Source organism: Atrimonas thermophila (assembly GCF_045864955.1).
In the GTDB taxonomy this organism is placed as follows: domain Bacteria; phylum Atribacterota; class Atribacteria; order Atribacterales; family Thermatribacteraceae; genus Thermatribacter; species Thermatribacter velox.
The window spans coordinates 992,583-1,017,331 of record NZ_AP028803.1 but is presented as its reverse complement, the minus strand read 5'-3'; the positions used below and the strand labels follow the sequence as shown (position 1 = coordinate 1,017,331).

The window sequence follows — 24,749 nt, the reverse complement described above, 5'->3', positions numbered from 1 at the left end:
ATAATCCCCTGGGGTGGTATATAATATCAAGAGATTCGAAAAAGAAAAGGGTGATGGTACTTTAATGAAAATACTTCTTGTTGCACCAGGACCTAACGAACATAAAAAAGTTAAGTTAGTTCCCTTCCCTCAAGCAAGTCTTCCCCTACTGGCAGCTCTAACTCCGCCCCAACATGAAGTGGTAATTGTTGATGAACGAGCTGAATATGTGCCTTTTGAAGAACAGTTTGACCTTGTAGGCATTACCGCCATGACCGCCACTTCACAAAGGGCGTATCAAATAGCTGACCGCTTCAGGGAAAAGGGCACGAAAGTGGTGCTTGGAGGTATGCATCCCAGTGCCTGTCCGGAAGAAGCCTTACAACACGCAGATGCCGTGGTAATCGGTGAAGCCGAGGGCTTATGGGAACAGCTTCTTGAAGACCTGGAAAAAGGAGAACTTAAAAAGACATACACCAGAGAGGACTTTCCGGCTATCTATCGACTTCCTCCTTCCCGACTGGACCTTTTGAAATGTCGGTATCTTCTCAAGTACGTCTTCCAAACTACTCGTGGCTGCCCTCATGGCTGCAGCTTTTGCTCGGTATCTCGCTTCATGGGGAGAAAATATCGCCACCGGGACATAGATAACGTTATCGAAGAGGTCAGCTTATATCAGGATAAAACACGTATAATCGGTTTCCTCGATGACAATATTGTAAGCAACCCTCGTTATTCCAAAGAACTTTTCAGAGCACTTATTCCGCTTAAGAAAAAGTGGGTCAGCCAGGAGACTCTCAACATCGCTGACGATGACGAACTCATCAGTCTCGCCCAGAAAAGTGGATGTATCGCTCTTTTTGTAGGTATCGAATCTGTCAACGAAGAGACCCTGAAGAATGCTCATAAAAGTTTCAACAAAGTTAAGAATTATAAAAGATTAATCGAGAAATTTCACCAACACGGCATCATGATAATTGGTTCCTTTGTCTTTGGGTTTGACGAAGATGACACTTCTGTTTTCCAGAAAACTCTGGAATTCATTGAAGATGCGAAAATCGACTTTGCTCAATTTTCAATTCTTACTCCTTTACCGGGTACTGAAATTTTCTACCAGCTCAAAAACGAGAACCGCATTTTTACCTACGACTGGTCCAAGTATGATTTCGCACATGTAGTATACCAGCCCGCTAGAATGACGGCCGAAGAACTTCAGAAAGGGTACAACGAAGTGTTTAGAAAATTTTACTCCTGGCCTTTAGCCTGGAAAAGGGTACTACGCAACTGGAAATATCTACACTATTTTATACCCGCTACACTTTATTACAACTGGGTTTCCAGGCATCCCAAAGAACTTCCAAATTCGATACCTGAAGCTACTTGACAGACATGATATATTACTGCAAGGGTGTTAAAAAGTGAAAGCCTTATTGGCTCTCGAAGACGGAAGAATCTTTCGGGGTTACGCTTTTGGCGCCCTGAAAGAGGCAGGCGGAGAGGTAGTCTTCAATACCAGCATGACTGGCTACCAAGAAATACTCACTGACCCTTCATACAAGGGGCAAATTGTAACTCTCACCTATCCACTTATAGGTAACTACGGAGTAAATTCCAGCGATGTGGAGTCGGCCCGACCCCAGGTAGAAGGTCTTATCGTAAGAGAAAAAAGCTCGATTTTCAGCAACTGGCGAGCCGAGAAAAGCCTTGAAGTTTATCTCGAGGAACACGGAATACTGGGTATAGAAAGAATAGATACCAGAGCGCTCACCAAACATATACGAGAAAAGGGAGCTATGCGCGGATTTATCGCACTGGGAGATAACCTCGATGTGGAAGCACTGGTTGCCAAAGCCCGCTCTCTACCTGAAATGAGTGGTCAGGATCTCGTAAAGGTAGTTACTACCAGTAAGCCTTATCTTTGGCAGGAGAAGGGCACTTTCAAAGTAGCAGTTATCGATTGTGGGGTCAAATTCAACATCCTGAGAGAACTTGCTAAAAGGGGTTGCAGGGTGGAAGTATATCCTGCTTTCAGCACAGCCAAAGAAATTCTGGCCACAAAACCTGATGGGATTCTTTTTTCAAATGGACCCGGTGACCCAGCAGCTCTACCATACCTTGTGGAATGTGCGCAACAGTTAATTGGCAAGGTACCCATTTTCGGAATATGCTTGGGACATCAAATACTTTCTCTTGCCCTTGGCGGAAATACTTTCAAATTAAAGTTTGGACATCATGGAGGAAACCACCCCGTCAAAGACCTGTTCACCGAACGAGTTACCGTTACCGCTCAGAACCACGGTTTCGCAGTAGACCCTACTTCACTACCTCGCGAAGATGTAGAAATCACGCACCTTAACCTCAACGACCACACCCTGGAGGGCATAAGACATAAAAAACTTCCTCTGTTCAGTGTTCAGTTCCATCCTGAAGCCGGCCCTGGGCCTCACGACACCACATACCTTTTCGACAACTTTGTGAGCCTTATGGAGGAAAGCCATGCCTAAACGCACCGATATCCATAAAATACTGATTATAGGTTCTGGACCAATTATTATAGGACAAGCCTGCGAGTTTGATTATTCGGGCACTCAGGGCTGTAAAGCGCTTAAAAGCGAAGGATATCAGATAATTCTGGTTAACAGTAACCCAGCCACCATAATGACCGATCCGGAAATGGCCGATAAGACTTACATAGAGCCGCTAACTCCTCAGGTAGTTGAGAAAATCATCGAGAGAGAAAGACCCGACGCTTTGTTACCAACACTTGGTGGGCAGACAGCGCTTAATATAACCGTCCAGCTTGCCGAGCGGGGGGTGCTCCAAAAATACGGAGTAGAAACACTGGGAGCGTCTCCGGAAGCAATTAAAAAGGCTGAAGATCGCGAACTCTTTAAAGAAGCTATGCAAAACTGCGGTATTGAAGTTCTGAAGAGCGACCGCGCCTACTCGCTCAAAGAAGCTATGGAAGTTGCCCAAAAAATTGGCTTCCCCTTAGTCATTCGTCCCAGTTTCACCCTTGGCGGAACAGGAGGCGCTATAGCGTATAACATAGAAGAATTTGAAGAATTAGCCCGCAGAGCTCTGGAAAGCAGTTTGAACAGTGAAATACTGATTGAAGAATCAGTGATAGGCTGGAAAGAGTTCGAATTGGAAGTAATGCGGGACAAAAAAGACAACGTGGTTATTATATGTTCCATAGAGAACTTTGACCCCATGGGGGTTCACACCGGAGATAGCATTACCGTAGCTCCTATACAAACCTTGAGCGACTACGAATACCAGCATATGAGAGATATGGCCATAAGGGCCATTCGCGAAATTGGAGTAGACACTGGAGGTTGCAACATTCAGTTCGCTGTACACCCCCGTACCGGCCGCATGGTTATTATCGAAATGAACCCCCGAGTATCAAGGAGCTCAGCCCTTGCTTCAAAAGCCACTGGATTTCCTATTGCCAAAATAGCTGCAAAACTTGCTGTTGGCTATACCCTGGATGAAATTCCCAATGACATAACCCAGAAAACACCAGCCTGCTTTGAACCGGCTCTTGACTACTGTGTAGTCAAAATACCTCGTTTTACTTTTGAGAAATTTCCAGAAACAGAACCTGTTCTTGGAGTTTCCATGAAAAGCGTAGGAGAAACCATGGCCATCGGCAGTAATTTTAAAGAAGCACTACAAAAGGGCTTGCGTTCCTTAGAAATTGGCAAATGTGGGCTTGAAGATGTTCCAAAACTCAGTTCCTTGCCTCCAGAAAAACGGAAAGAAATCATACGAGAGAAATTGCAAAAACCCAATCCTGAAAGAATTTTCCATATCAAAATGGCCTTGAAAGAAGGCTTTTCCATCCAAGAAATCAATGCGTACTCAGGAATTGACCCCTGGTTCATAAAGCAGATTGAAGAAATAGTGGATATGGAGGAAAACCTGCGCAAAATAAAGGATTGGAAAAAAATTGACCCCGATCTCTTGCTAAGAGCCAAACAATTTGGCTTCTCAGACCGTCAACTCGCTGAACTCTGGGGAACAAACGAGTGGGAAGTGAGAGAATTTCGCAAAAGTCTTGGCATCTTTCCCGTATATAAACAGGTTGACACCTGTGCTGCAGAATTTGAGGCAAAAACTCCATATTACTACTCAACCTACCTCGAAGAATGTGAAGCCAATCCCAGTTCCAACCAAAAAGTAATAATTCTGGGAGCAGGACCTAACAGAATAGGACAGGGAATCGAATTTGATTACTGCTGTGTGCATGCTACCTGGGGGCTTAGAGACCTGGGTATAGAAACTATAATGGTTAACAGCAACCCGGAAACCGTGAGCACTGACTATGATACTTCTGATAAGCTTTACTTTGAACCTCTCTATCTTGAGGATGTGCTCAACATAATAGAAAAGGAAAAGCCTCTGGGGGTCATTCTCCAGCTTGGAGGACAAACCCCACTGAACCTTGCTAAGGACCTGGAAAAAGCAGGAGTTACCATTTTGGGCACCAGTTCTGAGGGTATTGATATAGCAGAAGACAGAGACCGCTTCAAGCAGCTTATAGAGCGATTAAAGCTGGAACAACCAAAAAACGGCATAGCCACGTCTTTCCAGGAAGCAAAACAGGTAGCCTGGTCAATTGGCTATCCAGTAATGGTTCGTCCTTCCTATGTCCTGGGTGGAAGAGCCATGCGAATAATATATAACGAGGAAGAACTCAGCGAATTCATAGAGCAAGCTGTTGAGATTTCTGCAGGGCATCCGGTGCTTATCGACAAATATCTTGAAGATGCCATAGAAATTGATGTTGATGCTATAAGTGACGGTAAAAGAGTTATCATTGCAGGAATAATGGAGCACATAGAGGAAGCAGGGGTTCACTCTGGAGACAGTGCTTGTGTGGTGCCACCTTTTTCGCTGAGCGATGAAATCATTGAAAGGATTTCTCAACACACCTATGCACTGGCTCGAGAACTCAAGGTAGTAGGCCTCATGAACGTTCAATACGCCGTTAAAGACGATACCATATATGTGCTTGAGGTAAACCCCCGTGCTTCGCGTACCATACCCTTCATCAGCAAAGCAACTGGTGTACCATTTGCAAGAATTGCTTCCCAAATAATGGTAGGCAGAACACTTGACGAAATCGGTCTTACCAGTGAAATAATACCCCATTACTTCGCTGTCAAAGAGGCAGTATTTCCTTTCAATAGATTCCCCAACGTGGATCCAGTCCTGGGTCCTGAGATGCGCTCAACAGGTGAAGTCATGGGCATAGACCGGGATTTCGGCATGGCTTATGCTAAAGCCCAGTTAAGCGCTCAAGCCAACTTACCACTTGAAGGTAAGGTGTTTATAAGCGTGAAAAATCGTGACAAAAGAAGTATCGTATATCTTGCTAAACGGCTTGCTGACCTGGGCTTCAAAATTGTAGCCACAACCGGAACACGAAAAGTCCTGATCAATAACGGATTGGAAGTAGAAGCTGTCAAAAAAGTCGGAGAAGGGCGCCCCAACATAGTTGACCTTATTAAAAACCGTGAAATACAATTAATTATCAACACTCCCTCCGGGGGTCGTTCACAGCAGGAAAGCAGCATCATCCGTAAAGAAGCCGTAATAAGAAACATCCCCTATGTTACAACTCTCTTTGGGGCAGAAGCCATGGTATACGCCATTGAACGTCTGAAAAGAAGAGAAATCGAGGTCTGTACCCTGCAGGAATACAGGGAAGAAATTTTCAAAAAATACCAGCTAAAAATCAACCTTCAGCCTAAAGACCATGAGCCTGAGTCTGTCCTTCATACTTAGAAAAATAATAAACATCGCTGCCATCTGTGGTGGCTCATATCTGGCCATTCTGTTTGCTTCGTTCGCCATAAGAAGAACTCTAATTATTACCAGCAGATTTGAAAAAAAACAAGACCTGAACCGCCGACTGAAAACAGTAGCTCCACTGCTGCAGAGTTTGGCAAAGTATGTCATAGGATTTTTTGCCGTGATACTGGTATTGCGTCAGCTTGGAGTGGATGCAGCAGCTATACTTGCTGGAGCAGGTGTAGTGGGCATAGCTATAGGTTTTGGTGCTCAAACTCTGGTCAAAGACATTCTCACCGGAGTATTCCTGCTGATTGAAGACAGCATTTCAGTAGGCGATATCGTTCAAATTGGTGACCTTACTGGCACTGTTGAAGACATCGGCCTGAGGGTAACCCGAATAAGACCCTTTTCTGGGGCTTTGGTGATTATTCCCAACGGAGAGATTACCAGGATTGCCAATTTCAACCGTGGTTTCACCCGAGCTATAGTTGAGGTAGGTATCGCTTACGAAGAAGACGTCGATCGAGCTATACAGGTCTTGCAAAACATTGCCAGCCAGTACCGGGAAGCGAATCCCTCAAAAATCCTCGAAGAACCCACCATACACCGCATCGCCCGCCTCGATTCTTCAGCAGTTATTTTAAGAGTGATACTCAAAGTAGCCCCTAAAGAACACTGGGGAGTAGAGCGCGACTTACTTTACCTTATCAAGAAAACCTTTGACGAAGAAAAGATAGAAATCCCTTACCAGAAGCACGTTGTTTTCATGAAAGACCTGCGTTGAGAACCGCTCTCTTAGTGCCAGCCTGACAAACTCCAGGAAGAAAAAAGCACTATAAAGGGTTTTCATCTAAAAGCTATTTTTACACCTTAAAAGGGGGCATGTAGCTTTGGAAGTCAACATTAAAATAGCTGGTGAAGCTGGACAGGGCATCGAAACGGTCAGTGAAGTACTGAGCAAAACCCTGTTAGAAAAAGGCTGGTATATATTTTCCACTGAGGATTACCAGTCGAGGATACGAGGGGGACACAACTTTACACAGATACGAATCTCCAACCAGCCGTTAAAAGCGATGACACAGAAAGTAGATATTCTGATTGCTTTAAACGAAGAAAGCTTTTTTCTCCACCACCAGGAATTGGGTGAAGAAGGTATTGGTATAGGCAAAATACCGGATTCACACCTAAACTCTACTAATTTCTTCAAGCTCGACTTTGAAGCGTTAGCTCAGGAAATAGGTTCCAAAGTATTCGCCAACATGATTGCAGTGGGAACATTGCTCTCTATGCTGGGATTCGAGCCAGAAATTGCTTTTCCCTACCTCGAGAAACGATTTGCAAAAAAAGGACCAGAAGTAATAATCAAAAACCAACAGGCTTTGCAAAAAGGCTCTAAAATAGGACAAAGCTTCCACTTTAGAAAAAACCTCGGTTCAATCGACCCAGAAGAAAAAGCCAGATTTATCCTGAACGGAAATCAAGCCATAGCTTTAGGAGCAATAATCGCTGGTTGTTCATTCTACGCCGCATATCCAATGACCCCTTCAACAGGCATAATGAACTTTCTGGCTGCACAAAGCGCCAAATACGGGATAGTTGTAGAACAGGCTGAAGATGAAATCAGTGCCATCAATATGGCAGTGGGGGCTTCCTTTGCTGGAGCAAGAGCCATGACAGGTACATCCGGAGGTGGTTTCTGTTTGATGTGTGAAGGCTTGGGACTCGCAGCAATGACTGAAACCCCAATCGTTATAGTTGATGCCCAGCGTCCTGGACCAAGCACTGGTCTACCCACCAGAACTTCTCAAGGCGACCTGGATTTTGTATTAAATGCCTCACACGATGAATTTCCCCGCTTTGTATTTGCTCCTTCTACCCCTGAAGAAGCGATTAACCTGACCATCAAGGCTTTTGAGCTGGCTGACAAATACCAGGCTCCAGCAATCATATTAACTGACCAGTATCTTGCTGATTCCAAGTTCACGTATTCCAGGATAGAGCTTAGAGAACACCCCGCCGGACCTTACTGGGTCGAAGCAAAAAAGGGCTATAAACGTTACCTACTGACTGAAAGCGGCGTATCGCCAAGAGCCATACCTGGCTTTGGAGAAGAAACTGTGATAGCCGATAGCGATGAACACGACGAGGAGGGTCACCTTACTGAAGACCTTGATATACGAGTTAAAATGCACCGGAAAAGGATGAAAAAAGAACCATTGATGGCCAAAGAGTTGTCTCAACCCTACTACCTGCCGGGAAAGCAAGCAACGCTTATTAGCTTTGGATCCACCTTTGGAGTAGTTGAAGAAGCCTGCCAGGCACTTCGAAAAGAAGGTCTGGACATAGGTCACCTCCATTTTTCAGAACTTCATCCTCTCTCGGAAGACACCTTTAAAGCGCTCTCTGAATTGCCTGACCCCGTGGTGATAGAGAACAATTATCGTGGCCAACTGGCAAATCTTTTAGAGCGAAAAACACTTACCCCCTTCAGAAAGAGGATAAACAAATTTAACGGAAAACCCTTTTTTGTGGAGGAACTCCTGGCGAAAATAAGGGAGGAACTATCATGAACGAAAATGTATTTGACAATCAAGTGCCCATTGCTTGGTGTCCAGGATGTGGAAATTTTGGCATCCTTCGGTCCCTTAAGAAAGCACTTCTCGAGCTTGGGCTCAAACCCGAACAGGTAGTTATTTCCTCAGGAATCGGCCAGGCTGCCAAGATACCACATTATCTTAAAGTTAACGTCTTCAACGGTCTTCATGGAAGGAGCATTCCCGCAGCTCTGGCAATTAAAACCGTTAATCCCAGCTTAGTAGTCATTGCAGAATCTGGAGACGGATGCATGTATGGCGAAGGAGGCAATCATTTTCTCCATGCAATTCGAAGGAATCCGGACATTACAGTTATTATTCATAATAACCAAGTCTATGGACTCACCAAAGGGCAGGCATCACCCACATCTCCGGAAGGCTTTCCTTCCAAAACTCAGCCCTTTGGAAGCCTTGCTCAGCCCCTTAATCCGCTAAGCCTGGCAATATCGCAGGGAGCAAGCTTTGTAGCGCGCGGCTTTGCCGGAGATCCGGACAAGCTTGCTGAAATCCTGAAAGAAGCAATTACCTGGAAGGGGCTTGCCATCGTTGATGTCTTGCAACCCTGTGTAACCTTCAACAAAATCAATACCTATGACTGGTATAAAAAGAGAGTATACTATTTACCCGAAAACTTTGATTGCAGCAACAAAAAGGAAGCCTTCAGCAAAGCCCTGGAATGGGGAGATAAGATACCCCTTGGCATCTTTTACAAAGAACAGAAACCTGTTTTCCAGGAAAAACTGCCGTTTCAAAGGGAAAATCTTGTTTATCAAAAACCCAGAGGAAACGCTGCGGAAATTCTTGAGCAAGAACTGGAAGCCATAAAATAATCAGGCAATCTGACACGGGAGTAGAGGGGCAGTAAAATGCCCCTCTCCCTATTTATTCTTTGAGCGCCTCAAAACACTTGACAACCGTAACCGGTACGCAGGTCCTCTTGATAACGCCTACTGTAACACTACCCAGAAAGATACTGGCTAACCCAGTGCGTCCGTGAGTTCCCATGACCAGCATATCCACATCGTTGTTTTCAGCAAATTTTGCTATCTCTTCTGCAGGATCTCCAACTGCAACTTCAAAATTCACCGTGATTGCTTCTTTATCAATAGTGTTATCCAGAAATTCTTCATACATGCGATTATTAAATTCCTCCACCACGTTTTCCCAGGGATTGCCAGGTTGCGAGGTCAAAGCGTTAACTTCGCTAACAGTCAAAACGTGAAGAAGGGTCAACCTGGCATTAAACGATTTTGCTAAAAAAGAAGCGTAGCGAATTGCCAAATCTGAAAACTTGGAAAAATCCGTAGGTACCATAAGATGCTTGAGTTCCAATGCATTTCCCTCCATTCCATTGGAGTTTTAAATAGTTTAACAAAACTACAAGGAGAAAGCACCTTTTTCATATCCAATTCGACCTTGCTCCGTTCGAAAAGCCCAACTCATTCCTTAACCGCACCAAGAGTAAGTCCTCTTATGAGGTAACGAGAAGTCAGTGCCGCCAGAATAACTGGCGGGGTTATAGAGAGCAAAGAAAGCGCAGAAACCTTCCAGAAGTCCAGCCCACGAACAGTTAAAGTCCCTGCAATGACAACTGGCATGGTCATAGTATTTCTATAAGAGAGAGTCACTACAAACAGGAACTCATTCCAGGAAAATATAAAGCACAGTATATACACAGCAACTATGCCGGGTAGAGCTAAAGGAAGAGCAACCCTTAAAAATGCCTGTAAAGCTGAGCAACCATCAATAAGGGCTGCTTCCTCAACCTCCTCAGGCAGCTCTCTAAAAAAGTCCATCATCAACCATATCGCAAGAGGCAAATTGTAAACCGTGTGGGCCATAATAATAGCTGGAAGAGTGTCCAGTAATCGCAAAGTACGCATGATCAGAAAGAAGGGAATAGCTACGGCGATAGGTGGGAACATACGATTGGAAAGAATCCACACTGCAATATCCTTGTTTTTCCAGCGTCTGAAGCGAAACCTGGATAAAGAATAACCAGCAAATGCACCAAGAAAAAGAACAATAAGTGAGCTTATTGAGGAAATCAAAACACTATTCTTTAGTCCTCTTAAAGTGCGTTCTCCTTCTGCCTCACCAAGCACAACTTTCCAAGCATAGGTAGAGGGTTTAAATTGCAAAAAGGGGAGAAAGGCTGAAGAATATTGCTCTCCAGGAGATTTGAAGGAAGTTATCACAGACCAAAAAAATGGAAAAACAGTCCACACCGAGAAAAGAACCAGTACTACCCAGGCAAAAAGATAAAAACCGGAGACCCTTTTCCTCCCCATGTCAAACCTCCTTACGCAATCTCTGCAAGAGGAAGGAAGAAATCACCAGAACGATAACCAAAAAGATCCAGGAAAGACTGCAGGCATAACCCAGATCAAAGTATTGAAAACCTACTGTGTAAGTATAATAGGAAAGAGATTCCGTGCTACTTCCAGGCCCTCCACCAGTGATACCGAAAACCAGTTCAAAAAGTTTAAAAGCATCAATCGCTCTCAAAAGAACCAAGGTAACCATAATGGGGGAGAGCAGAGGAAAGGTGACATACCTAAAAGCCTGAAAACGAGAGGCACCGTCTACAGAGACTGCATCGTATAGTTCCACAGGCAAGGATTGAAACGCCGCCAACAAACCCAGGAACATAAAAGGCGTCCATTCCCAGACATCTACAGCAATCAAAACAAAGGGAGTAAGTCGGGCATTGGTAAGCCAGTCAACCACGTTTATTCCCAAACCGCCCAGAATAACCTTCACAATGCCAGCATCAGGATTGAGAAGCATTCTCCATATGAACGCTACGGCAATAGGTGGAGAGGCCATTGGCAGAAGAAAGAGCACCCTGAAAAAATTACGAAAACGGATGCGTTCGTTAAGAATATAAGCAAGGAGCAAACCCAGAAAAAGCTCCAAAACCACAACCAGAGCCACATAAAAAACTGTAAAGCGTAGACTGTTCCAGAAACGAGCATCTCGGAAAAGGATATTATAAAAGTTTTGAAAACCTATAAAGACTCGGGGAGCAGCAGTTGCTGCCTTCCAGCGTTGAAAGCTCAACGTTAAAGACCATATCATTGGAAAAACGGCCATAGCTGCTAAGTAACCTAAGCCAGGGAGTAAGAAAAAAAACTTAACCGGGCTTCTGGAAAAGGAGCGCAAACTGAACCACCTCCAGCGTGGTCTGAAAAGGGCTATTTATCAAAAAGGCCGGGCTTAAGCCCGGCCTTTTTGATTTCAATCAAGACCCAGCGATTCTCGATAAAGCTTGCGCTGCGCTTCTTTGCCATAGTTTTCAGTAATCTTTACCCAGTCTTCATATATTGCCTTACAGGCTGCCTCCGCTTCAGTTTGTCCTGAAAGAACCTCGGCAAGATGCAAATCCAAATAATCATAGTACTCCGCAGCTCCAGGAATCCTCAAATCAGTAACCGCCTTCGGATCAGAGAGAATAGTGCGAATGGTGTTGAGATACTTTTCTGCCGATTCTTTACTCCAACCTCCCTCAACCCATTTATCCAAATCTTCAAAATGGGAGAGACGCCAGGGATTAGCACCAGTATAGCCATGGATTCCGCAAACATCGAGAATGCTTCGTTCTGGAGCAGTAAAGTAGGTAGCAAATTTGTAAGCAGCCAAAGGATTTTTAGAATATTTGGAAATTGAAAACACCCAACCACCAAAGTTCAAGAAGTTCACCTGGTTGTAGCCTTCAACCCATTTACCTTCTTTGAAATCATAGGTTTTCTTGGCTCCGGGAAGTGGACCATAACCAAGCAACCCTTTTACCTTGCTGCCATATTCTTCGGGAGACTGCTCCATAATACCAATATCTCCCCAGTCAATAGCCATTGCAGAGTTGCCTGAAACAAAAGCTTGTCGAAGCTCACTATACCCATAGCTCAAAAGGCCTGGAGGGGCAAACTGAGTAGCTTTCTGAATCATTTTCATAGCTTCAACCCAGCCAGGATTTGCAACCAGAGGATCCATGGTGTCTGGGTCAAAGAAAGGAGCAACTCCCGGCTGTGCTGCATACTGCATTACAAAGTCGAGATAGGACCACATCGCCTGGGTTTTACGTTTGGCAATAAATGCAAAACCATACTCTGTTTCACCGTCATTATCCCAATCCCATCCGTTGAAAAACTCGGCAATATCCATTACTTCTTCCCAGGTTTTGGGAGGAACGTTATAGCGGTACCCATATTTTTCCTCAAATTGCGCCTGATAATCGGGATTCTCCAGTGCGTCTTTGCGGTAGTAAAACATATGACAATCTCCATCGTATGGAAAAGCATAAACCTTGTTAGCCCAGGACACTACCACTTTAATGGCCGGCATCACATCGTCCCAACCTGGGTAGCCATATTCTTTCATATAATCATCGAGCGGAATCACCCATCCTCCGCCCATTACATCCCCGGCCCAGGTAGAAGGCCAGCAAATGAGGTCGTAGGCCCCGGTACCGGTAATAAAATCGGTCATCATTTTGTCAAACAAGGATGCGTAGGGTACAACGATTATTTCAACCTTTGCTCCTGTCAGGGCTTCCCATTCGGGTTTCCAGGCTTCAACCACTGCTGTATGAGGATCAGTAATTAAGACCGTGATAGTTTTGCCCTTAAATTCACCTTCCTGAGACTGCCAGGTCTTTTCCGCAGCCCAGGCCATCGAAAAAACCAAGAGGACCAACACCACAGCAAGCAAAGCTTTGCAGGAAATCTTCACAATCCTCCCCCCTTGAAACTATTTGATAGGATGTCTTAAGGATAGCATATGTAAAAGCTGATTTCAATTTTCTATGTTTAAAAGAATGTAAAAAACCAACCTTTTCGCGTGGTAAAGTGTTAATCATAACTAATGAGTGAGACCGATAGAAGTTTTAGCCAGCTTCCAGAAGAGGGAATTAACGCCTTTCAGGACATAAGAGGGAAGCCCGGGCTTCCCCCCTATGTCCTGGTTCCAAATTCTCCTTACTTAAAGGGCCTGTTCCCCACTTTCCCCGGTGCGGATACGTACTATATCCATAACTGGAGAAACAAAGATCTTCCCATCGCCAATTTCTCCAGTACGCGCCACCTTAGTGATGGCTTCAATTAATTTTTCCTTATCAGCATCACGCACAATTGCTTCAATCTTTACCTTAGGAAGAAATAGTATCTCGTACGCCCGTCCTCGAAACTGTTCCACCAATCCTCTCTGAGAACCTCGCCCTTCAACCTGGTAAATGGTAACACCAGGATAACCCATCTGTTCCAGGACCCCAACCACTTCCTGGGCCTTTTCCTCCCGTATCAGAATTTCCAGTTTTATCATTTTAGATTCCCCCTCACCTGATTATAAAGGTCTGGCGATGCGTAAACTCGGGATAGGCAGGAGTACCATGTTCCTTGATGTCCAATCCCTGAAGTTCTTCTTCGGGAGAAACGCGAATGCCAAAGGTAAGATCCATCAATTTGAAAAGAAGGAACCCCAACCCAAAACTCCAGGCAGCCAAAACTACTGCTCCTATAAGCTGGGCAAGGAACTGTCCTACTCCACCACCGTACAGAAGGCCGGTAACGTAGGGAGTCTCCAGCGAATAAAGACCATAAGTACCGTCTGCAAACAATCCTATACTGAGCAAACCCCACAGACCGTTAAATCCATGGACGCTTACTGCTCCAACCGGATCATCCACACCTCGCGACTCGAGAAAGTAAACGCCACCAACCACGATAAGACCGGCCACTGCTCCAATCACTACTGCTGCCCAGCCTTCAATCCAGGCACATGGTGCAGTAACGGCAACCAAACCCCCTAAGGCTCCATTGAGCGCCATACCCAGATCCCACCTGCGAGTTTTTAGATACATAATAAGCAGGGTGCTCATAGCACCTGCTGCAGCAGCAAGGTTGGTGTTAACTGCAACCACTGCAATCCTCAGATGGTGGGCACTAAAGGTGCTTCCAGGATTGAACCCAAACCAGCCAAACCAGAGAATGAAAGTCCCCAATGCCGCCAGGGTTATGCTGTGTCCAGGAATAGCCCGGGGTTTGCCATCCTTTCCATACTTACCAAAACGTGGACCAAGCACTATGGCCCCAGCCAAACCTACCATGCCTCCCAAAGCATGTACTACTCCTGAGCCGGCAAAGTCAATGTGTCCCAAACCCAACGGTAACTGGGACAACCAACCTCCTCCCCATACCCAGTGCGCATAAACTGGATATATGAAAAGGCTGACAAAGAAAGTATAAACAAGGTATGCCGAAAACTTTAAACGTTCCGCAACTGCTCCTGAGACAATGGTAGCCGCTGTGCCGCAAAAAACAAGTTGCCAGAAAAAGTCAAGGTAAGTACCCACATCGTAAGCACCTCCACGAAGAAACCAGAAACCAGAACCAATAAATCCACCCACATCGTTGCCCTTAAGAAAACCGTATCCTATAGCAAAAAAGGTGAGCGAAGCAACTACGAAATCAATCAAGTTCTTACTCAAAAGATTGGTGGCATTTTTTGCCCTGCAGAAACCTGATTCAACCATGGCAAAGCCCGCCTGCATGAAGAATACCAGGAATCCACAGATTAAAACCCACACATAGTCAACGGGAAGAGCAGGGTCGTTTTCAAGAGTAACCTGTCCTGTCGCATCCACCGCAAAAGCCATGCTAAAAGCACTAACCAAAAGAACACCTGAAACCAAAACTATCGAAAACAACCAACGAGCTCGGAACAAGGGAAACCAGCTCCTTTCTTTAAGGATTCAGAGGAAACCCGCCGCTGGTTAGAGCTCGCCATTGAGAGAAGGTAAATAAAAAACCCCCAGCCGGGACTGCTACGTCCCCACGCTGAGGGCTTCTACGCCACACCATGTGGCAAAACATCTTTCAAGGCTTCAATGCCTCGATTTCATTATACAAGCGACCACTCTAAAAGTCAAAGGGTGGAAAAATTTTTTCCACCAACCGTCGTTCTCTCTTGAGGGTCTTAAAACAATCACTAACGAAGGAAGAACCTACAAAAGCTTTCTGAATGAAGGGTAAATCACAATGCAGAAGCTATAATAATATGGTAGACTGATAGCTGCTAAAATTTTGGAGTTGATTAACCAATGGTTAGAAATGATTCTTCCAGGAAATGGTGGCAAATACTGAGTATGTTTTTAAAGTTACGGTCTTTATACAGAGAACGTCGTAAAAGCATTGAAGAGTTGGGAGCAAAAGTTTATGAACTTTATCGCAAAAATGAGCTTGACACAGAAAAGTTTAAAGAATACTGCCAAAAGGTGCTTTCTCTTGAAGAAGAAATAGAAGAAATCAAGGAAAAGTTGCTTAGCTTTAAAAGAGAAAAAATTTTTTGCAAATCATGTGGGCAAGATATAAGCCCGGAGATGTCTTATTGTCCCTATTGTGGGACTCCTCAAAAAGAGAACCCCGAGAGGAGGAACAGCCCTTGATCAAACGCTACACCCTTCCCCAGATGGGCCAAATCTGGAGCGATGAACACCGCTTTGAAGTGTGGATGAAGGTTGAAATGCTTGCCCTTGAAGCGTGGTGCGAGCTGGGTCTTTTCCCCAGAGAAATACTTGAAAAAGTGCGTAGCCAAATATCATTTTCTTCCTCTCGCATGGAAGAAATTGAAGCCAGGACCCGACATGATGTTATCGCTTTCCTGACCACTCTTTCAGAAAGCATAGGCCCGGAAGCCCGTTTCCTCCACTTCGGTATGACCTCCTCCGATATGCTGGACACCGCCAACGCTTACTTGATGAAAGAAGCCTGTGAACTCATTCTCAAAGACATAGATACTGTATTGGAGGCCATCAAAGACAAAGCTCTTACCTATCGCTATACTCTCATGATAGGAAGAACCCACGGGGTTCATGCCGAACCAACCACTTTTGGTCTCAAAATGGCTCTTTGGTACGCAGAAATGCAAAGAAACCGAACCAGAGTACAGCGAGCTAAAGAGACCATAAGTGTAGGCAAAATATCTGGAGCTGTCGGTAATTATGCCCATATAGATCCTCGAGTCGAAAAGTACGTATGTGAAAAACTGGGGCTTACTCCTGCTCCCGTATCCAGCCAAATAATCCAACGCGACCGATACGCTGAAGTAATCTGGTCCTTAGCAATGGTTGCCACCAGCCTTGAAAAATTTGCTACAGAATTACGCAATCTCCAGAGAACTGAAATAAGAGAAGTGGAAGAAGGCTTTGGGGCAGGACAAAAAGGTTCTTCGGCTATGCCTCACAAAAAAAATCCTATTACAGGAGAGCAGATATGCGGGCTCAGCAGGGTGCTACGAGGTAACCTGGTAACCAGCCTCGAAAATATCCCCTTATGGCATGAAAGAGATATTTCTCACTCTTCGGCAGAAAGAATCATTCTCCCTGACTCTTTCATACTTGCTGATTACCTGCTGAACACTTTTGCAAAACTCCTTAACAACCTGGTGGTTTACCCTCAAAATATGAAAAAAAACCTCGAAAAAAGCAGGGGCCTGGTCTTCTCAGAAAGAATACTGCTCGAACTTGTTAAAAGAGGATTAACTCGAGAACAGGCTTACGAAGTGGTGCAGAGAGCAGCAATGCGAACCTGGGAAAACGAAAATTTGAGTTTTCAAGAAGCGCTCCAGGAAGAACCCGTCATTCAAAAATACTTCTCGCAAGAAGATTTGGAAAAAATGTTTAGCTATGACCACTTTATAAAACATGTGGATTATATATTCAAAAGAGTAGGTCTGGAGGAATAAAAATGAGCCAGTGGGACTACAAAAAGGCAGGCGTGGACATTGAGCTTGCTGACAAATTTGTCAAAAAAATAGCTCATCGCGCCCAGGTTTTGATAAAACCAGAACAGGTAGTGGAAGGCATAGGTGGATTTGCTGGTGTCTTCCGCATACCCGACCACCCCAACCAGATGTGCATAGCCGCCACTTGTGACGGGGTAGGCACCAAACTGGAAATAGCCCAGAAAACTCGAAAAAACAGTACGGTAGGCATAGACCTGGTAGCAATGTGTGTTAACGACCTCCTTTGTGTAGGTGCAAAACCTCTTTTTTTTATGGACTATCTTGCCTGTGGCAAGCTTGAAATAGAAGTCCTGGAAGAAGTCATCGAAGGTATAGTTGAAGGCTGCAAAAGCGCACATTGTGTTCTTCTGGGTGGAGAAACAGCCGAAATGCCTGATATGTACCGGGAAGGAGAGTACGATCTGGCCGGTTTCGCTATAGGGGAAGTGGCTGAAAAGCAAATTATAAATGGAAAGCTGATTAAACCCGGGGATATAGTAATTGGCCTTGCTTCTTCAGGCTTACATAGCAACGGTTTTTCCTTGGTTCGTAAAATTCTGAAAGAAAATCACATAGACTACAACCAGGAATGGGAAGGCAAAACCTTGAGTTCGCTCCTTTTGGAACCTACCCGTATCTATGTGTCCCTGATTTTACCACTCCTTGAAAATTGTCCCCCCAAAGGCATTGCCCACATAACAGGAGGAGGCATCTTAGAAAATTTACCCCGCATCCTACCTCCTGACTGCGACGCCCGAATCGAGAAAGCAGCATACCCTGAGATGCCTATCTTCTCCTTCCTCCAAAAACTGGGAAACGTCCCTGAAAAAGAAATGTGGAGAGTCTTTAATATGGGTATAGGCATGGTTATGATCTTCGATAAAACGCGGATAGACGAAGCTTTGGAAATTCTCTCTACTCGAGGCGAAAAAGCTTATTTGATAGGAGAAATAATACCTGGGAACGGGAAGGTGATTTTAGTTGACAGATAACCTTGGAAAGATAGTAGTTCTCGCTTCGGGTCGAGGCACTAATCTACAGGCCCTTATCGATGCTTCAAAAGAAAACTATTTCAACGGATACATCTCTTTGGTAATCAGCGATAATCCCAGAGCCTATGCTCTGGAGAGAGCCCGGCTTGCCGGTATTCCAACCGTGGTTCTCGACTATGCGTCATTTCCATCCAAGAAAGAATACGAAAAGAAGCTGCTTACTGTCTTGCAAGAAGAAAACCCAGACCTTATCTGTCTTGCGGGTTATATGAGGATTCTTGGCAAAGAAATAATTAAAAGCTTTCCGCACAAAATCATGAACATCCATCCTTCTCTCTTGCCGGCTTTCCCGGGCTTAGAAGCCCAGAAGCAGGCTGTAGAATATGGAGTCAAAGTCAGTGGTTGCACAGTACACTTTGTTGATGAAGGAATGGACACGGGACCGATAATTCTTCAGGAATGCTGTCCAGTCGAAGACTACGATACACCAGAAAGCCTTGCAGAAAGAATTCTCCAGCATGAACATCGCATTTACAAAGAAGCAGTAAAGCTTTTCCTGGAAGGAAGATTAGAGGTCAAGGGCAGAAAAGTTCTCCGAAAGAGGTGAAAATGACCTTGAAGGTAATGATTATAGGTAGTGGAGGAAGAGAGCACTGCATAGCTTGGAAAGTAAAGCAAAACAAAGATGTTGACAGAATTTTTTGCGTACCTGGCAATGGTGGAATGAGTGAAATAGGCGAATGTGCGACCCTTTCTTCGTTTGACGATATGCTTGCTTTTGCAAAAGAGCAGGAAATAGACCTGGTCTTAGTGGGGCCAGAAGCACCTCTGGCACAGGGCATAGTGGACTTTTTTCGTGAAAGCGGCATCAAAATTGTTGGTCCCACCCAAAAAGCAGCGATGCTTGAATCCAGTAAGGTTTTTGCCAAAAACTTTATGGAAAAATATTCCATACCCACTGCACCTTTCCGAGTTTTTGATAATTACCAACAGGCAATAGAATATTTTCAGTACCTTCATAACTATCCCGCGGTTATCAAGGCCGACGGCCTTGCCTCGGGAAAGGGCGTCAGCATCGTCAATGACTTTGGTGAAGCTAAAAATACGCTCTGGGAACTGATGATTCAGAAAAAATTTGGGGACGCTGGGACAAGGGTAGTTGTTGAAGATTTTCTGGAAGGAGAAGAAGTTACGGTAATGGCTGTTTACGACGGTAAAACATATCTCCGCCTTCCAATTTCTCAAGATCATAAAAAAGTGGGAGAAGGGGAAACGGGACCTAACACTGGGGGCATGGGTGCTTACTCGCCTGTACCCAGCGTGGAAGAAACTCTGCTTCAACAAATAGAGCGAGAAATTTTCCAGCCCCTGGTAGAAGGCATCCAGAAAGAAAAACTTGATTACCGAGGAATCATCTATGCGGGTTTGCTGATAGACGCCAGAAAAAGGCCTTTTGTGCTCGAGTTTAATGTACGGCTGGGAGACCCAGAAACACAGGTAGTTCTGCCCCGCATTGCCAATGACTGGATAGAAATACAAACCGCAATTATCGACCAAAAGTTGCACCATTTAAAAATCAAAGAAGATGAAAGAGCAGCACTCTGTGTGGTTCTGGCCAGCAAAGGTTATCCTGGAAATTACGAGACTGGAAAAACTATCAGTGGGCTCGAGGCCTTTCAAAATCTGCCTGAAGATGATGTGCTTGTCTTCCACGCTGGGACCACCAAAAAAGACAGTATCTTCCTTACCTCGGGTGGGAGAGTACTTAACGTTTGTGGTCGGGGCAAAACAATGGAGGAAGCCGCTCTAAAAGCCTATCAAGCAGCCAAAAAAATTCATTTCGAAGATATGTATTATCGAAAAGATATTGGATGGAGAGCACTCAGAAAAACCGCTTCTCAATAAAAAAGCGGGGGTTAACCCCCGCTTTTTTATTGAGAAGCTCCACCTTAGCAAAATTAATTCAGACTCTTACTTTTTCCTTCTTTTCTTTCATGGCTTCTTCTTGAAGCTTGCGCAAATATTCCTGCCGCTCGGTCTTGTAATCTTTGTAATAAATGGTTCCTTTGTATTCAGTCTCCCATATTTCGTCAGCCAGCTTTTTAAAGGCTTGAGCATAAGCATCTACGTCATCTTTCAGAGTAGTAATTAAGCTTTCCGCACCTTCGTGGCTGGGACGCGCACCATATTTTTCTACCACTTCACGTAAAACTTCAGGAACATCAATTAGCATGCAAGGACGCATCAAATTGTTATCATAAGGTTGTCTTTCCTGAATAGCCCGGAAAAATGGAGAAGATATGACTTCCTTAAGAGATTTATCCTTAATGTTATCAACAGTGAAATGGCAAAAGACACAAGGCTCCACATCACCAGAGTTGTTAATATGAAAGTATCTTCTACCTCCAGCTATGCAGCCACCAACATAGGGACCATCATTCCAGAAATCCCCAATAAATATTGGTTTCTCATAGCGCAACTTATGTACCTGCTTTCTAAGGTGAAGTCTTTGCTCCGGAGTAGGCATAAGAGAAACATCTGGCTTCTTACCAACTGGCACATACGTGAAATACCAACCAAAAGAACACCCCTTATCGATGAGGAAATCCATGAATTCATCACTGGAAACCAGTTCGGTGTTGTGACGCGTTGCAGTAATGGAGAAACCAAAAATAACTCCTTCGTCCCTGAGCGCTTCCATAGCTTGCATAATCTTTTTGAAAGTTCCCTTTCCTCTGCGCATATCAGTTTCTTCCTCGTACCCCTCTACACTGATTGCCGGATAGACATTCCCCATTTGAGCAAGCTTTTTAGCCATGGCACGGTCAATTAGAGTTCCATTAGTATAAATCTGGAACGATATATCGTTGTGTTTTTCAAAAAGATCCAGATGCTCTTTCCTTATAAACGGCTCTCCACCAGAGATAGTCAGGAAATGCATGCCCATTTCTTTAGCTTCGGTAAAAATACGATCCAAAAGCTCTACGGGCATATCGCTTTCCTTGCGGTACTCACCTGCGTAGCAACCATAACAGTTCAGATTACAACGCATGGTGGGGCTAACCACGAAAAAGAACGGAACCTGACAACCCAGTTCTTTTTCCAGTTTCTGACGTTTAGGCACACCAAGCAGAATGCTTTTAACTATAAGGTTAACCATTAGCTTTTCCCGAACATTGGGATGGGTTTCTTGAAGCACCCTTCTGGCAAGAACTATTTGAGGTCTTTTTTCCTCAAACATGCGGCGAAGCCCTGCAATTTGATCCCGGTAATAGGGAATGGGTGTCAACTTTTCAGCAAGATAGGTTAGTTTAATTATGGTCTCATCTGAAACATTACGCAAAGAGTTGACTATTAGTTTTACCACCTGTTCTGTGGTAAAAGCCTTGATAGAATCAAAATAACTCATATATAAAACCACCTCCCGCAAATATCCAGATTATTATAGCACAGACCCCCCGTGGGTGGTCAAGTTAAGAAGCCTGGCGTAACAAATCGTACATTTTCTTCACTTCTTTGATATCCAACCAGGTCAGGTATCTTGGAGAACCAGGTGCTCGTGAATTATACCGCAAAAGGAAACTGGGGTGAAACATAGGGAAAACCTTCTTGCCACCCCTCCAGTCATACCACTGACCACGCAATTTACTGATGGGCAACTTCGTATCAAGCAAATAAGAAGCAGCAACACTACCCAGAGCAACTATGATTGAGGGGTTTATAATCGCAATCTGGGCTTCAAGAAAAGGAAAGCAAGCCTCTATCTCCTGAAGGGTAGGATTGCGATTCCCAGGCGGCCTGCACTTAACCATATTAGCAATATACACTTCTTCTCTGGTAAGATTCACTGATTGAATTATCCTGGTCAACAACTGGCCAGCCTTGCCCACAAAAGGACGACCAGTACGGTCTTCTTCCTCTCCAGGAGCTTCTCCAATAAACATCAGCAAGGCGTCCGGGTTGCCTTCTCCAAAAACGGTTTGAGTGCGTTGCTCAGCCAGTGGACACCGGAAACATCTTTTGACTTCTTCACGGATTTCTGCCAGCAAATCTTCTTTCCTCACCGTACCAAAAAAAACAACTACTGCTTCATTAGTTCACTTTTTCATTGTAACACAAGAAAAAGAGCCTGAAATAGGAGCACAAATTAGCAACTCAGGTAATTCTAAAAGCGACTTAGCACCGAAAAATTTCAACCACCAGTTGCAGAGGGTATTTCTATTTCCAAAACCCGATAATTGTAGCAGTTAATCACCAAAGTTTCATAAAAAAGGTCTTGCAGGCTTTGCCTACGATCGTAAAGGTGCACATGACCATGCAGATGGTATTTAGGGCGATATTTCCTTATAATATGGGTAAAAATCGAAAAACCTTTGTGTACAGCATCCTGTCCTTCATGCATGCCCCGAGGGGGTGCATGGGTTACCAAAACGTCAAGGTAGCGACCAAAACGTACCCTGTTCCAGAACAATTTTGGCAGCAAGCGCAGATACTTAAAATACATGTCTCTCTCCGAATATTGATGCAAGTTACCATTATACCAGGGAGACCCTTCCAAACCAGCAAATATACAACCACGATAGATTACGGTCTGCTCGTCCAGATTAACACCTCCCGCCAGGGATCGTTTGCCGCCAGAAGGGTCGTGATTACCATGTACAAAAAACAGCGGGACATTCAAAGAGGAAACTATAAAATCAAGATAATATTCTGGCAAATCCCCACAAGAAATCACACAATCAATGTCACTGAAGCGCTCACGAAGAGAAACGCTATAAATGCGAGGATCCACTCTATCACTAACAGCCAGCACTCTTAAGGAACCACGAGTATCCATGAGATTCATTTTATTAAAAATAAGCGGGAATTCCAATTTTTTGAAAATTGACATATAATCGTCCGCGGATGGCTAAAACATATGGTGGGAGAGAAATAAAATCCACGCATTACGTGTTTTTATTTTTGGCAAATCCTGTAAATCGCATCCCAGGATTCCGAATTGGACTAAATTTTCATTAGTTAAATGGGAGGAAAAACAGAAATTATGAAAGGAGAATACGGAGTAGTTGATAATCTCTCCAAATTGTTTGAAGTTTTACCGGGTCATATCCGCTCGGTAATTGAAGAACAGGAAAATTGCGATGACCTGATAGAAATAATTATGGACCTGGGTAGACCCTTAGAGGCCAGGTTCAGTAAGGGGTTCGTTGTTTTCCAAGACTATGTGACCACTCGAGAAGACCTCGACTACGTAGTACAGAGGGTAGGCTCTTTTACCAAAGATAATCGGGCAGGAATTGAAAGGACATTGCACCGGATATCCTGCATCAGAAACCGTTTGGGAGATATTATTGGCCTCACTTTACGAGTTGGAAGAGCAGTGTATGGGACTATAGATATTATTCGCGATGTGGTTGTATCAGGCAAGAACATTTTGCTTCTTGGCCCACCAGGTGTTGGAAAAACCACCAAACTAAGAGAAATAGCTCGGGTGTTGAGCGATGAATTTCAAAAAAGAGTGGTGATAGTAGATACTTCAAACGAGATAGCTGGAGATGGAGATATTCCTCATCCCGCTATAGGAAGAGCAAGGCGAATGCAGGTCTCTTCGCCAGAGAGACAACACGATGTCATGATTGAAGCAGTAGAAAACCATATGCCAGAGATTATTATCGTGGATGAAATTGGCAGAGAGGAAGAAGCCAGAGCGTGCAGAACCATTGCCGAGCGGGGAGTGCAACTCATTGCCACTGCCCATGGTAACACTTTGAAAAACCTTCTACTGAACCCCACACTGAGCGACCTGGTAGGTGGTGTGCAATCTGTCATTCTGAGCGACGAAGAAGCCAAAAGAAGAGGTACCCAAAAAGCCATACTGGAGCGCAAAGCTATCCCTACTTTTGATGTGGTAATTGAGCTTCGTGACCGTGACACGCTGGGAATCTATCACAACACAGCCCAGGCCGTAGACCTTTTGTTACGAGGGTATGATCCTAAACCGGAAATACGAGTGAAAACCGAAAAGGGCACTATAGAGGTCTTGAAGCAAGAAGAAACTTCGGAGCAAGAAGTATTCGCAGCACAGGCAGTGGAAGAGGTTTTATCCCCAGAGTTGACAAAAACAAAGTTTCTGAGAGTTTACTTGTTTGCGGTTAGTAAAAATTATGTACAGAGAGCCATCAACCAGTTAAAAATTCCTCTTGAAGTAGTGGAAGACTTGAATTCAGCCGACATCCTTTTGACTTTAAAAAGCCGTTACCGAAAAGGCACCAGCAAAATTAAAGAAGCGGAAAAACGTGGTATACCCATTCACGTCATAAGAAGCAACACTTACGTCCAGGTACAAAAGTTTGTGAGGGAACTTTTCGGTTACGAAGAACCCATGTCCGACAATGCTGGAGTTTTAGAAGCTGAAAAAGCTGTTCATCGAGTCCTGAAACAGGGAGAACCAGCCGAGCTTCCTCCGTCTAATGCTTATGTTCGCAGACTGCAGCACCGCATCGCCGAAAAATACAATTTATTTTCACAAAGCATAGGAGAAGAACCTTTTCGCAGAGTAATTATATATCCACGCAGTCTGAACGAGCAAAACACAAACTGA

21 protein-coding genes are annotated in these 24,749 nt (G+C 44.4%); 12 read left to right on the top strand and 9 right to left on the bottom strand.

Features of this window, described 5'->3' with window-relative positions; all coding sequences use genetic code 11:
• The first annotated feature begins 64 nt into the window (after positions 1-64).
• From ACKTT1_RS05295 to ACKTT1_RS05270, 6 genes are all read left to right on the top strand, one after another.
• Positions 65-1,363, top strand: coding sequence for a B12-binding domain-containing radical SAM protein (locus ACKTT1_RS05295; RefSeq protein ID WP_412710449.1), 1,299 nt, complete (start codon positions 65-67; stop codon positions 1,361-1,363).
• A gap of 34 nt (positions 1,364-1,397) precedes the next feature.
• Positions 1,398-2,483 (top strand): glutamine-hydrolyzing carbamoyl-phosphate synthase small subunit, encoded by a 1,086-nt coding sequence (gene carA / locus ACKTT1_RS05290; RefSeq protein ID WP_369019299.1) that lies wholly within the window; start codon positions 1,398-1,400, stop codon positions 2,481-2,483.
• Positions 2,476-5,775 carry a carbamoyl-phosphate synthase large subunit gene (gene carB, locus ACKTT1_RS05285; RefSeq protein ID WP_412710448.1) on the top strand — a complete coding sequence of 1,100 codons (3,300 nt, stop codon included), beginning with the start codon at positions 2,476-2,478 and terminating at the stop codon, positions 5,773-5,775. Before carA ends, carB begins: the two co-directional genes overlap by 8 nt.
• Positions 5,747-6,568, top strand: coding sequence for a mechanosensitive ion channel family protein (locus ACKTT1_RS05280; protein WP_369019301.1), 822 nt, complete (start codon positions 5,747-5,749; stop codon positions 6,566-6,568). Before carB ends, ACKTT1_RS05280 begins: the two co-directional genes overlap by 29 nt.
• 106 nt (positions 6,569-6,674) lie before the next feature.
• Positions 6,675-8,354 (top strand): 2-oxoacid:acceptor oxidoreductase subunit alpha, encoded by a 1,680-nt coding sequence (locus ACKTT1_RS05275; protein WP_412710447.1) that lies wholly within the window; start codon positions 6,675-6,677, stop codon positions 8,352-8,354.
• On the top strand, positions 8,351-9,208 hold the full coding sequence (locus ACKTT1_RS05270; RefSeq protein ID WP_412710446.1) for a thiamine pyrophosphate-dependent enzyme: 858 nt from the start codon (positions 8,351-8,353) through the stop codon (positions 9,206-9,208). Before ACKTT1_RS05275 ends, ACKTT1_RS05270 begins: the two co-directional genes overlap by 4 nt.
• A gap of 52 nt (positions 9,209-9,260) precedes the next feature.
• Here the strand turns inward: ACKTT1_RS05270 and ACKTT1_RS05265 are convergent, their stop codons facing one another.
• The 6 genes from ACKTT1_RS05265 to ACKTT1_RS05240 all read right to left on the bottom strand — a co-directional run bounded on the left by ACKTT1_RS05265 (position 9,261) and on the right by ACKTT1_RS05240 (position 15,030).
• Complete coding sequence (locus ACKTT1_RS05265) at positions 9,261-9,710, bottom strand: universal stress protein (protein WP_369019304.1); 450 nt, start codon at positions 9,708-9,710, stop codon at positions 9,261-9,263.
• A 107-nt stretch (positions 9,711-9,817) separates the two neighbouring features.
• Complete coding sequence (locus ACKTT1_RS05260) at positions 9,818-10,669, bottom strand: carbohydrate ABC transporter permease (RefSeq protein ID WP_412710445.1); 852 nt, start codon at positions 10,667-10,669, stop codon at positions 9,818-9,820.
• Between the two features lies 1 nt (position 10,670).
• On the bottom strand, positions 10,671-11,474 hold the full coding sequence (locus tag ACKTT1_RS05255) for a carbohydrate ABC transporter permease (RefSeq protein WP_412710444.1): 804 nt from the start codon (positions 11,472-11,474) through the stop codon (positions 10,671-10,673).
• A 144-nt stretch (positions 11,475-11,618) separates the two neighbouring features.
• Complete coding sequence (locus tag ACKTT1_RS05250; protein WP_412710443.1) at positions 11,619-13,109, bottom strand: ABC transporter substrate-binding protein; 1,491 nt, start codon at positions 13,107-13,109, stop codon at positions 11,619-11,621.
• 249 nt (positions 13,110-13,358) lie between these two features.
• Complete coding sequence (locus ACKTT1_RS05245) at positions 13,359-13,697, bottom strand: P-II family nitrogen regulator (RefSeq protein WP_369019308.1); 339 nt, start codon at positions 13,695-13,697, stop codon at positions 13,359-13,361.
• 13 nt (positions 13,698-13,710) lie between these two features.
• A complete protein-coding gene (locus ACKTT1_RS05240; RefSeq protein ID WP_412710554.1) occupies positions 13,711-15,030 on the bottom strand; it encodes an ammonium transporter in 1,320 nt (439 codons plus the stop codon).
• Between the two features lie 444 nt (positions 15,031-15,474).
• On the opposite strand from ACKTT1_RS05240, the gene ACKTT1_RS05235 reads away from it, so the two are divergent.
• The 5 genes from ACKTT1_RS05235 to purD are packed head-to-tail and all read left to right on the top strand — an operon-like array spanning position 15,475 to position 20,053.
• On the top strand, positions 15,475-15,819 hold the full coding sequence (locus tag ACKTT1_RS05235; RefSeq protein ID WP_412710442.1) for a zinc ribbon domain-containing protein: 345 nt from the start codon (positions 15,475-15,477) through the stop codon (positions 15,817-15,819).
• Positions 15,816-17,117 (top strand): adenylosuccinate lyase, encoded by a 1,302-nt coding sequence (purB, locus tag ACKTT1_RS05230; RefSeq protein WP_412710441.1) that lies wholly within the window; start codon positions 15,816-15,818, stop codon positions 17,115-17,117. Before ACKTT1_RS05235 ends, purB begins: the two co-directional genes overlap by 4 nt.
• 2 nt (positions 17,118-17,119) lie before the next feature.
• Positions 17,120-18,148: a phosphoribosylformylglycinamidine cyclo-ligase gene (purM, locus tag ACKTT1_RS05225; RefSeq protein ID WP_412710440.1), complete on the top strand. Its 1,029-nt coding sequence runs from the start codon at positions 17,120-17,122 to the stop codon at positions 18,146-18,148.
• Positions 18,138-18,755, top strand: coding sequence for a phosphoribosylglycinamide formyltransferase (purN, locus tag ACKTT1_RS05220; RefSeq protein WP_412710439.1), 618 nt, complete (start codon positions 18,138-18,140; stop codon positions 18,753-18,755). Before purM ends, purN begins: the two co-directional genes overlap by 11 nt.
• A 2-nt stretch (positions 18,756-18,757) precedes the next feature.
• The gene (gene purD / locus ACKTT1_RS05215) at positions 18,758-20,053 is read left to right on the top strand and encodes a phosphoribosylamine--glycine ligase (RefSeq protein WP_412710438.1); all 1,296 of its coding nucleotides are present in this window, start codon (positions 18,758-18,760) and stop codon (positions 20,051-20,053) included.
• Between the two features lie 58 nt (positions 20,054-20,111).
• Here the strand turns inward: purD and ACKTT1_RS05210 are convergent, their stop codons facing one another.
• From ACKTT1_RS05210 to ACKTT1_RS05200, 3 genes are all read right to left on the bottom strand, one after another.
• A complete protein-coding gene (locus tag ACKTT1_RS05210; RefSeq protein ID WP_412710437.1) occupies positions 20,112-21,557 on the bottom strand; it encodes a radical SAM protein in 1,446 nt (481 codons plus the stop codon).
• A gap of 64 nt (positions 21,558-21,621) precedes the next feature.
• On the bottom strand, positions 21,622-22,212 hold the full coding sequence (locus ACKTT1_RS05205) for a uracil-DNA glycosylase (protein WP_369019315.1): 591 nt from the start codon (positions 22,210-22,212) through the stop codon (positions 21,622-21,624).
• Between the two features lie 128 nt (positions 22,213-22,340).
• Complete coding sequence (locus ACKTT1_RS05200; RefSeq protein WP_412710436.1) at positions 22,341-22,994, bottom strand: metallophosphoesterase; 654 nt, start codon at positions 22,992-22,994, stop codon at positions 22,341-22,343.
• Positions 22,995-23,192: 198 nt separating this feature from the next.
• On the opposite strand from ACKTT1_RS05200, the gene ACKTT1_RS05195 reads away from it, so the two are divergent.
• Positions 23,193-24,749: a R3H domain-containing nucleic acid-binding protein gene (locus tag ACKTT1_RS05195; protein ID WP_369019317.1), complete on the top strand. Its 1,557-nt coding sequence runs from the start codon at positions 23,193-23,195 to the stop codon at positions 24,747-24,749.

What these genes read in the sequence shown, in the direction of transcription:
- ACKTT1_RS05295 (WP_412710449.1), top strand. Translation starts at nt 65, where the DNA reads ATGAAAATACTTCTTGTTGCACCAGGACCTAACGAACATAAAAAAGTT.
- carB (WP_412710448.1), top strand. Translation starts at nt 2,476, where the DNA reads ATGCCTAAACGCACCGATATCCATAAAATACTGATTATAGGTTCTGGA.
- ACKTT1_RS05280 (WP_369019301.1), top strand. Translation starts at nt 5,747, where the DNA reads ATGAGCCTGAGTCTGTCCTTCATACTTAGAAAAATAATAAACATCGCT.
- ACKTT1_RS05270 (WP_412710446.1), top strand. Translation starts at nt 8,351, where the DNA reads ATGAACGAAAATGTATTTGACAATCAAGTGCCCATTGCTTGGTGTCCA.
- ACKTT1_RS05260 (WP_412710445.1), bottom strand. Translation starts at nt 10,669, where the DNA reads ATGGGGAGGAAAAGGGTCTCCGGTTTTTATCTTTTTGCCTGGGTAGTA.
- ACKTT1_RS05255 (WP_412710444.1), bottom strand. Translation starts at nt 11,474, where the DNA reads ATGGCCGTTTTTCCAATGATATGGTCTTTAACGTTGAGCTTTCAACGC.
- ACKTT1_RS05245 (WP_369019308.1), bottom strand. Translation starts at nt 13,697, where the DNA reads ATGATAAAACTGGAAATTCTGATACGGGAGGAAAAGGCCCAGGAAGTG.
- ACKTT1_RS05240 (WP_412710554.1), bottom strand. Translation starts at nt 15,030, where the DNA reads ATGGCTTTTGCGGTGGATGCGACAGGACAGGTTACTCTTGAAAACGAC.
- ACKTT1_RS05235 (WP_412710442.1), top strand. Translation starts at nt 15,475, where the DNA reads ATGGTTAGAAATGATTCTTCCAGGAAATGGTGGCAAATACTGAGTATG.
- purM (WP_412710440.1), top strand. Translation starts at nt 17,120, where the DNA reads ATGAGCCAGTGGGACTACAAAAAGGCAGGCGTGGACATTGAGCTTGCT.
- purD (WP_412710438.1), top strand. Translation starts at nt 18,758, where the DNA reads ATGACCTTGAAGGTAATGATTATAGGTAGTGGAGGAAGAGAGCACTGC.
- ACKTT1_RS05210 (WP_412710437.1), bottom strand. Translation starts at nt 21,557, where the DNA reads ATGAGTTATTTTGATTCTATCAAGGCTTTTACCACAGAACAGGTGGTA.
- ACKTT1_RS05200 (WP_412710436.1), bottom strand. Translation starts at nt 22,994, where the DNA reads ATGAATCTCATGGATACTCGTGGTTCCTTAAGAGTGCTGGCTGTTAGT.
- ACKTT1_RS05195 (WP_369019317.1), top strand. Translation starts at nt 23,193, where the DNA reads ATGAAAGGAGAATACGGAGTAGTTGATAATCTCTCCAAATTGTTTGAA.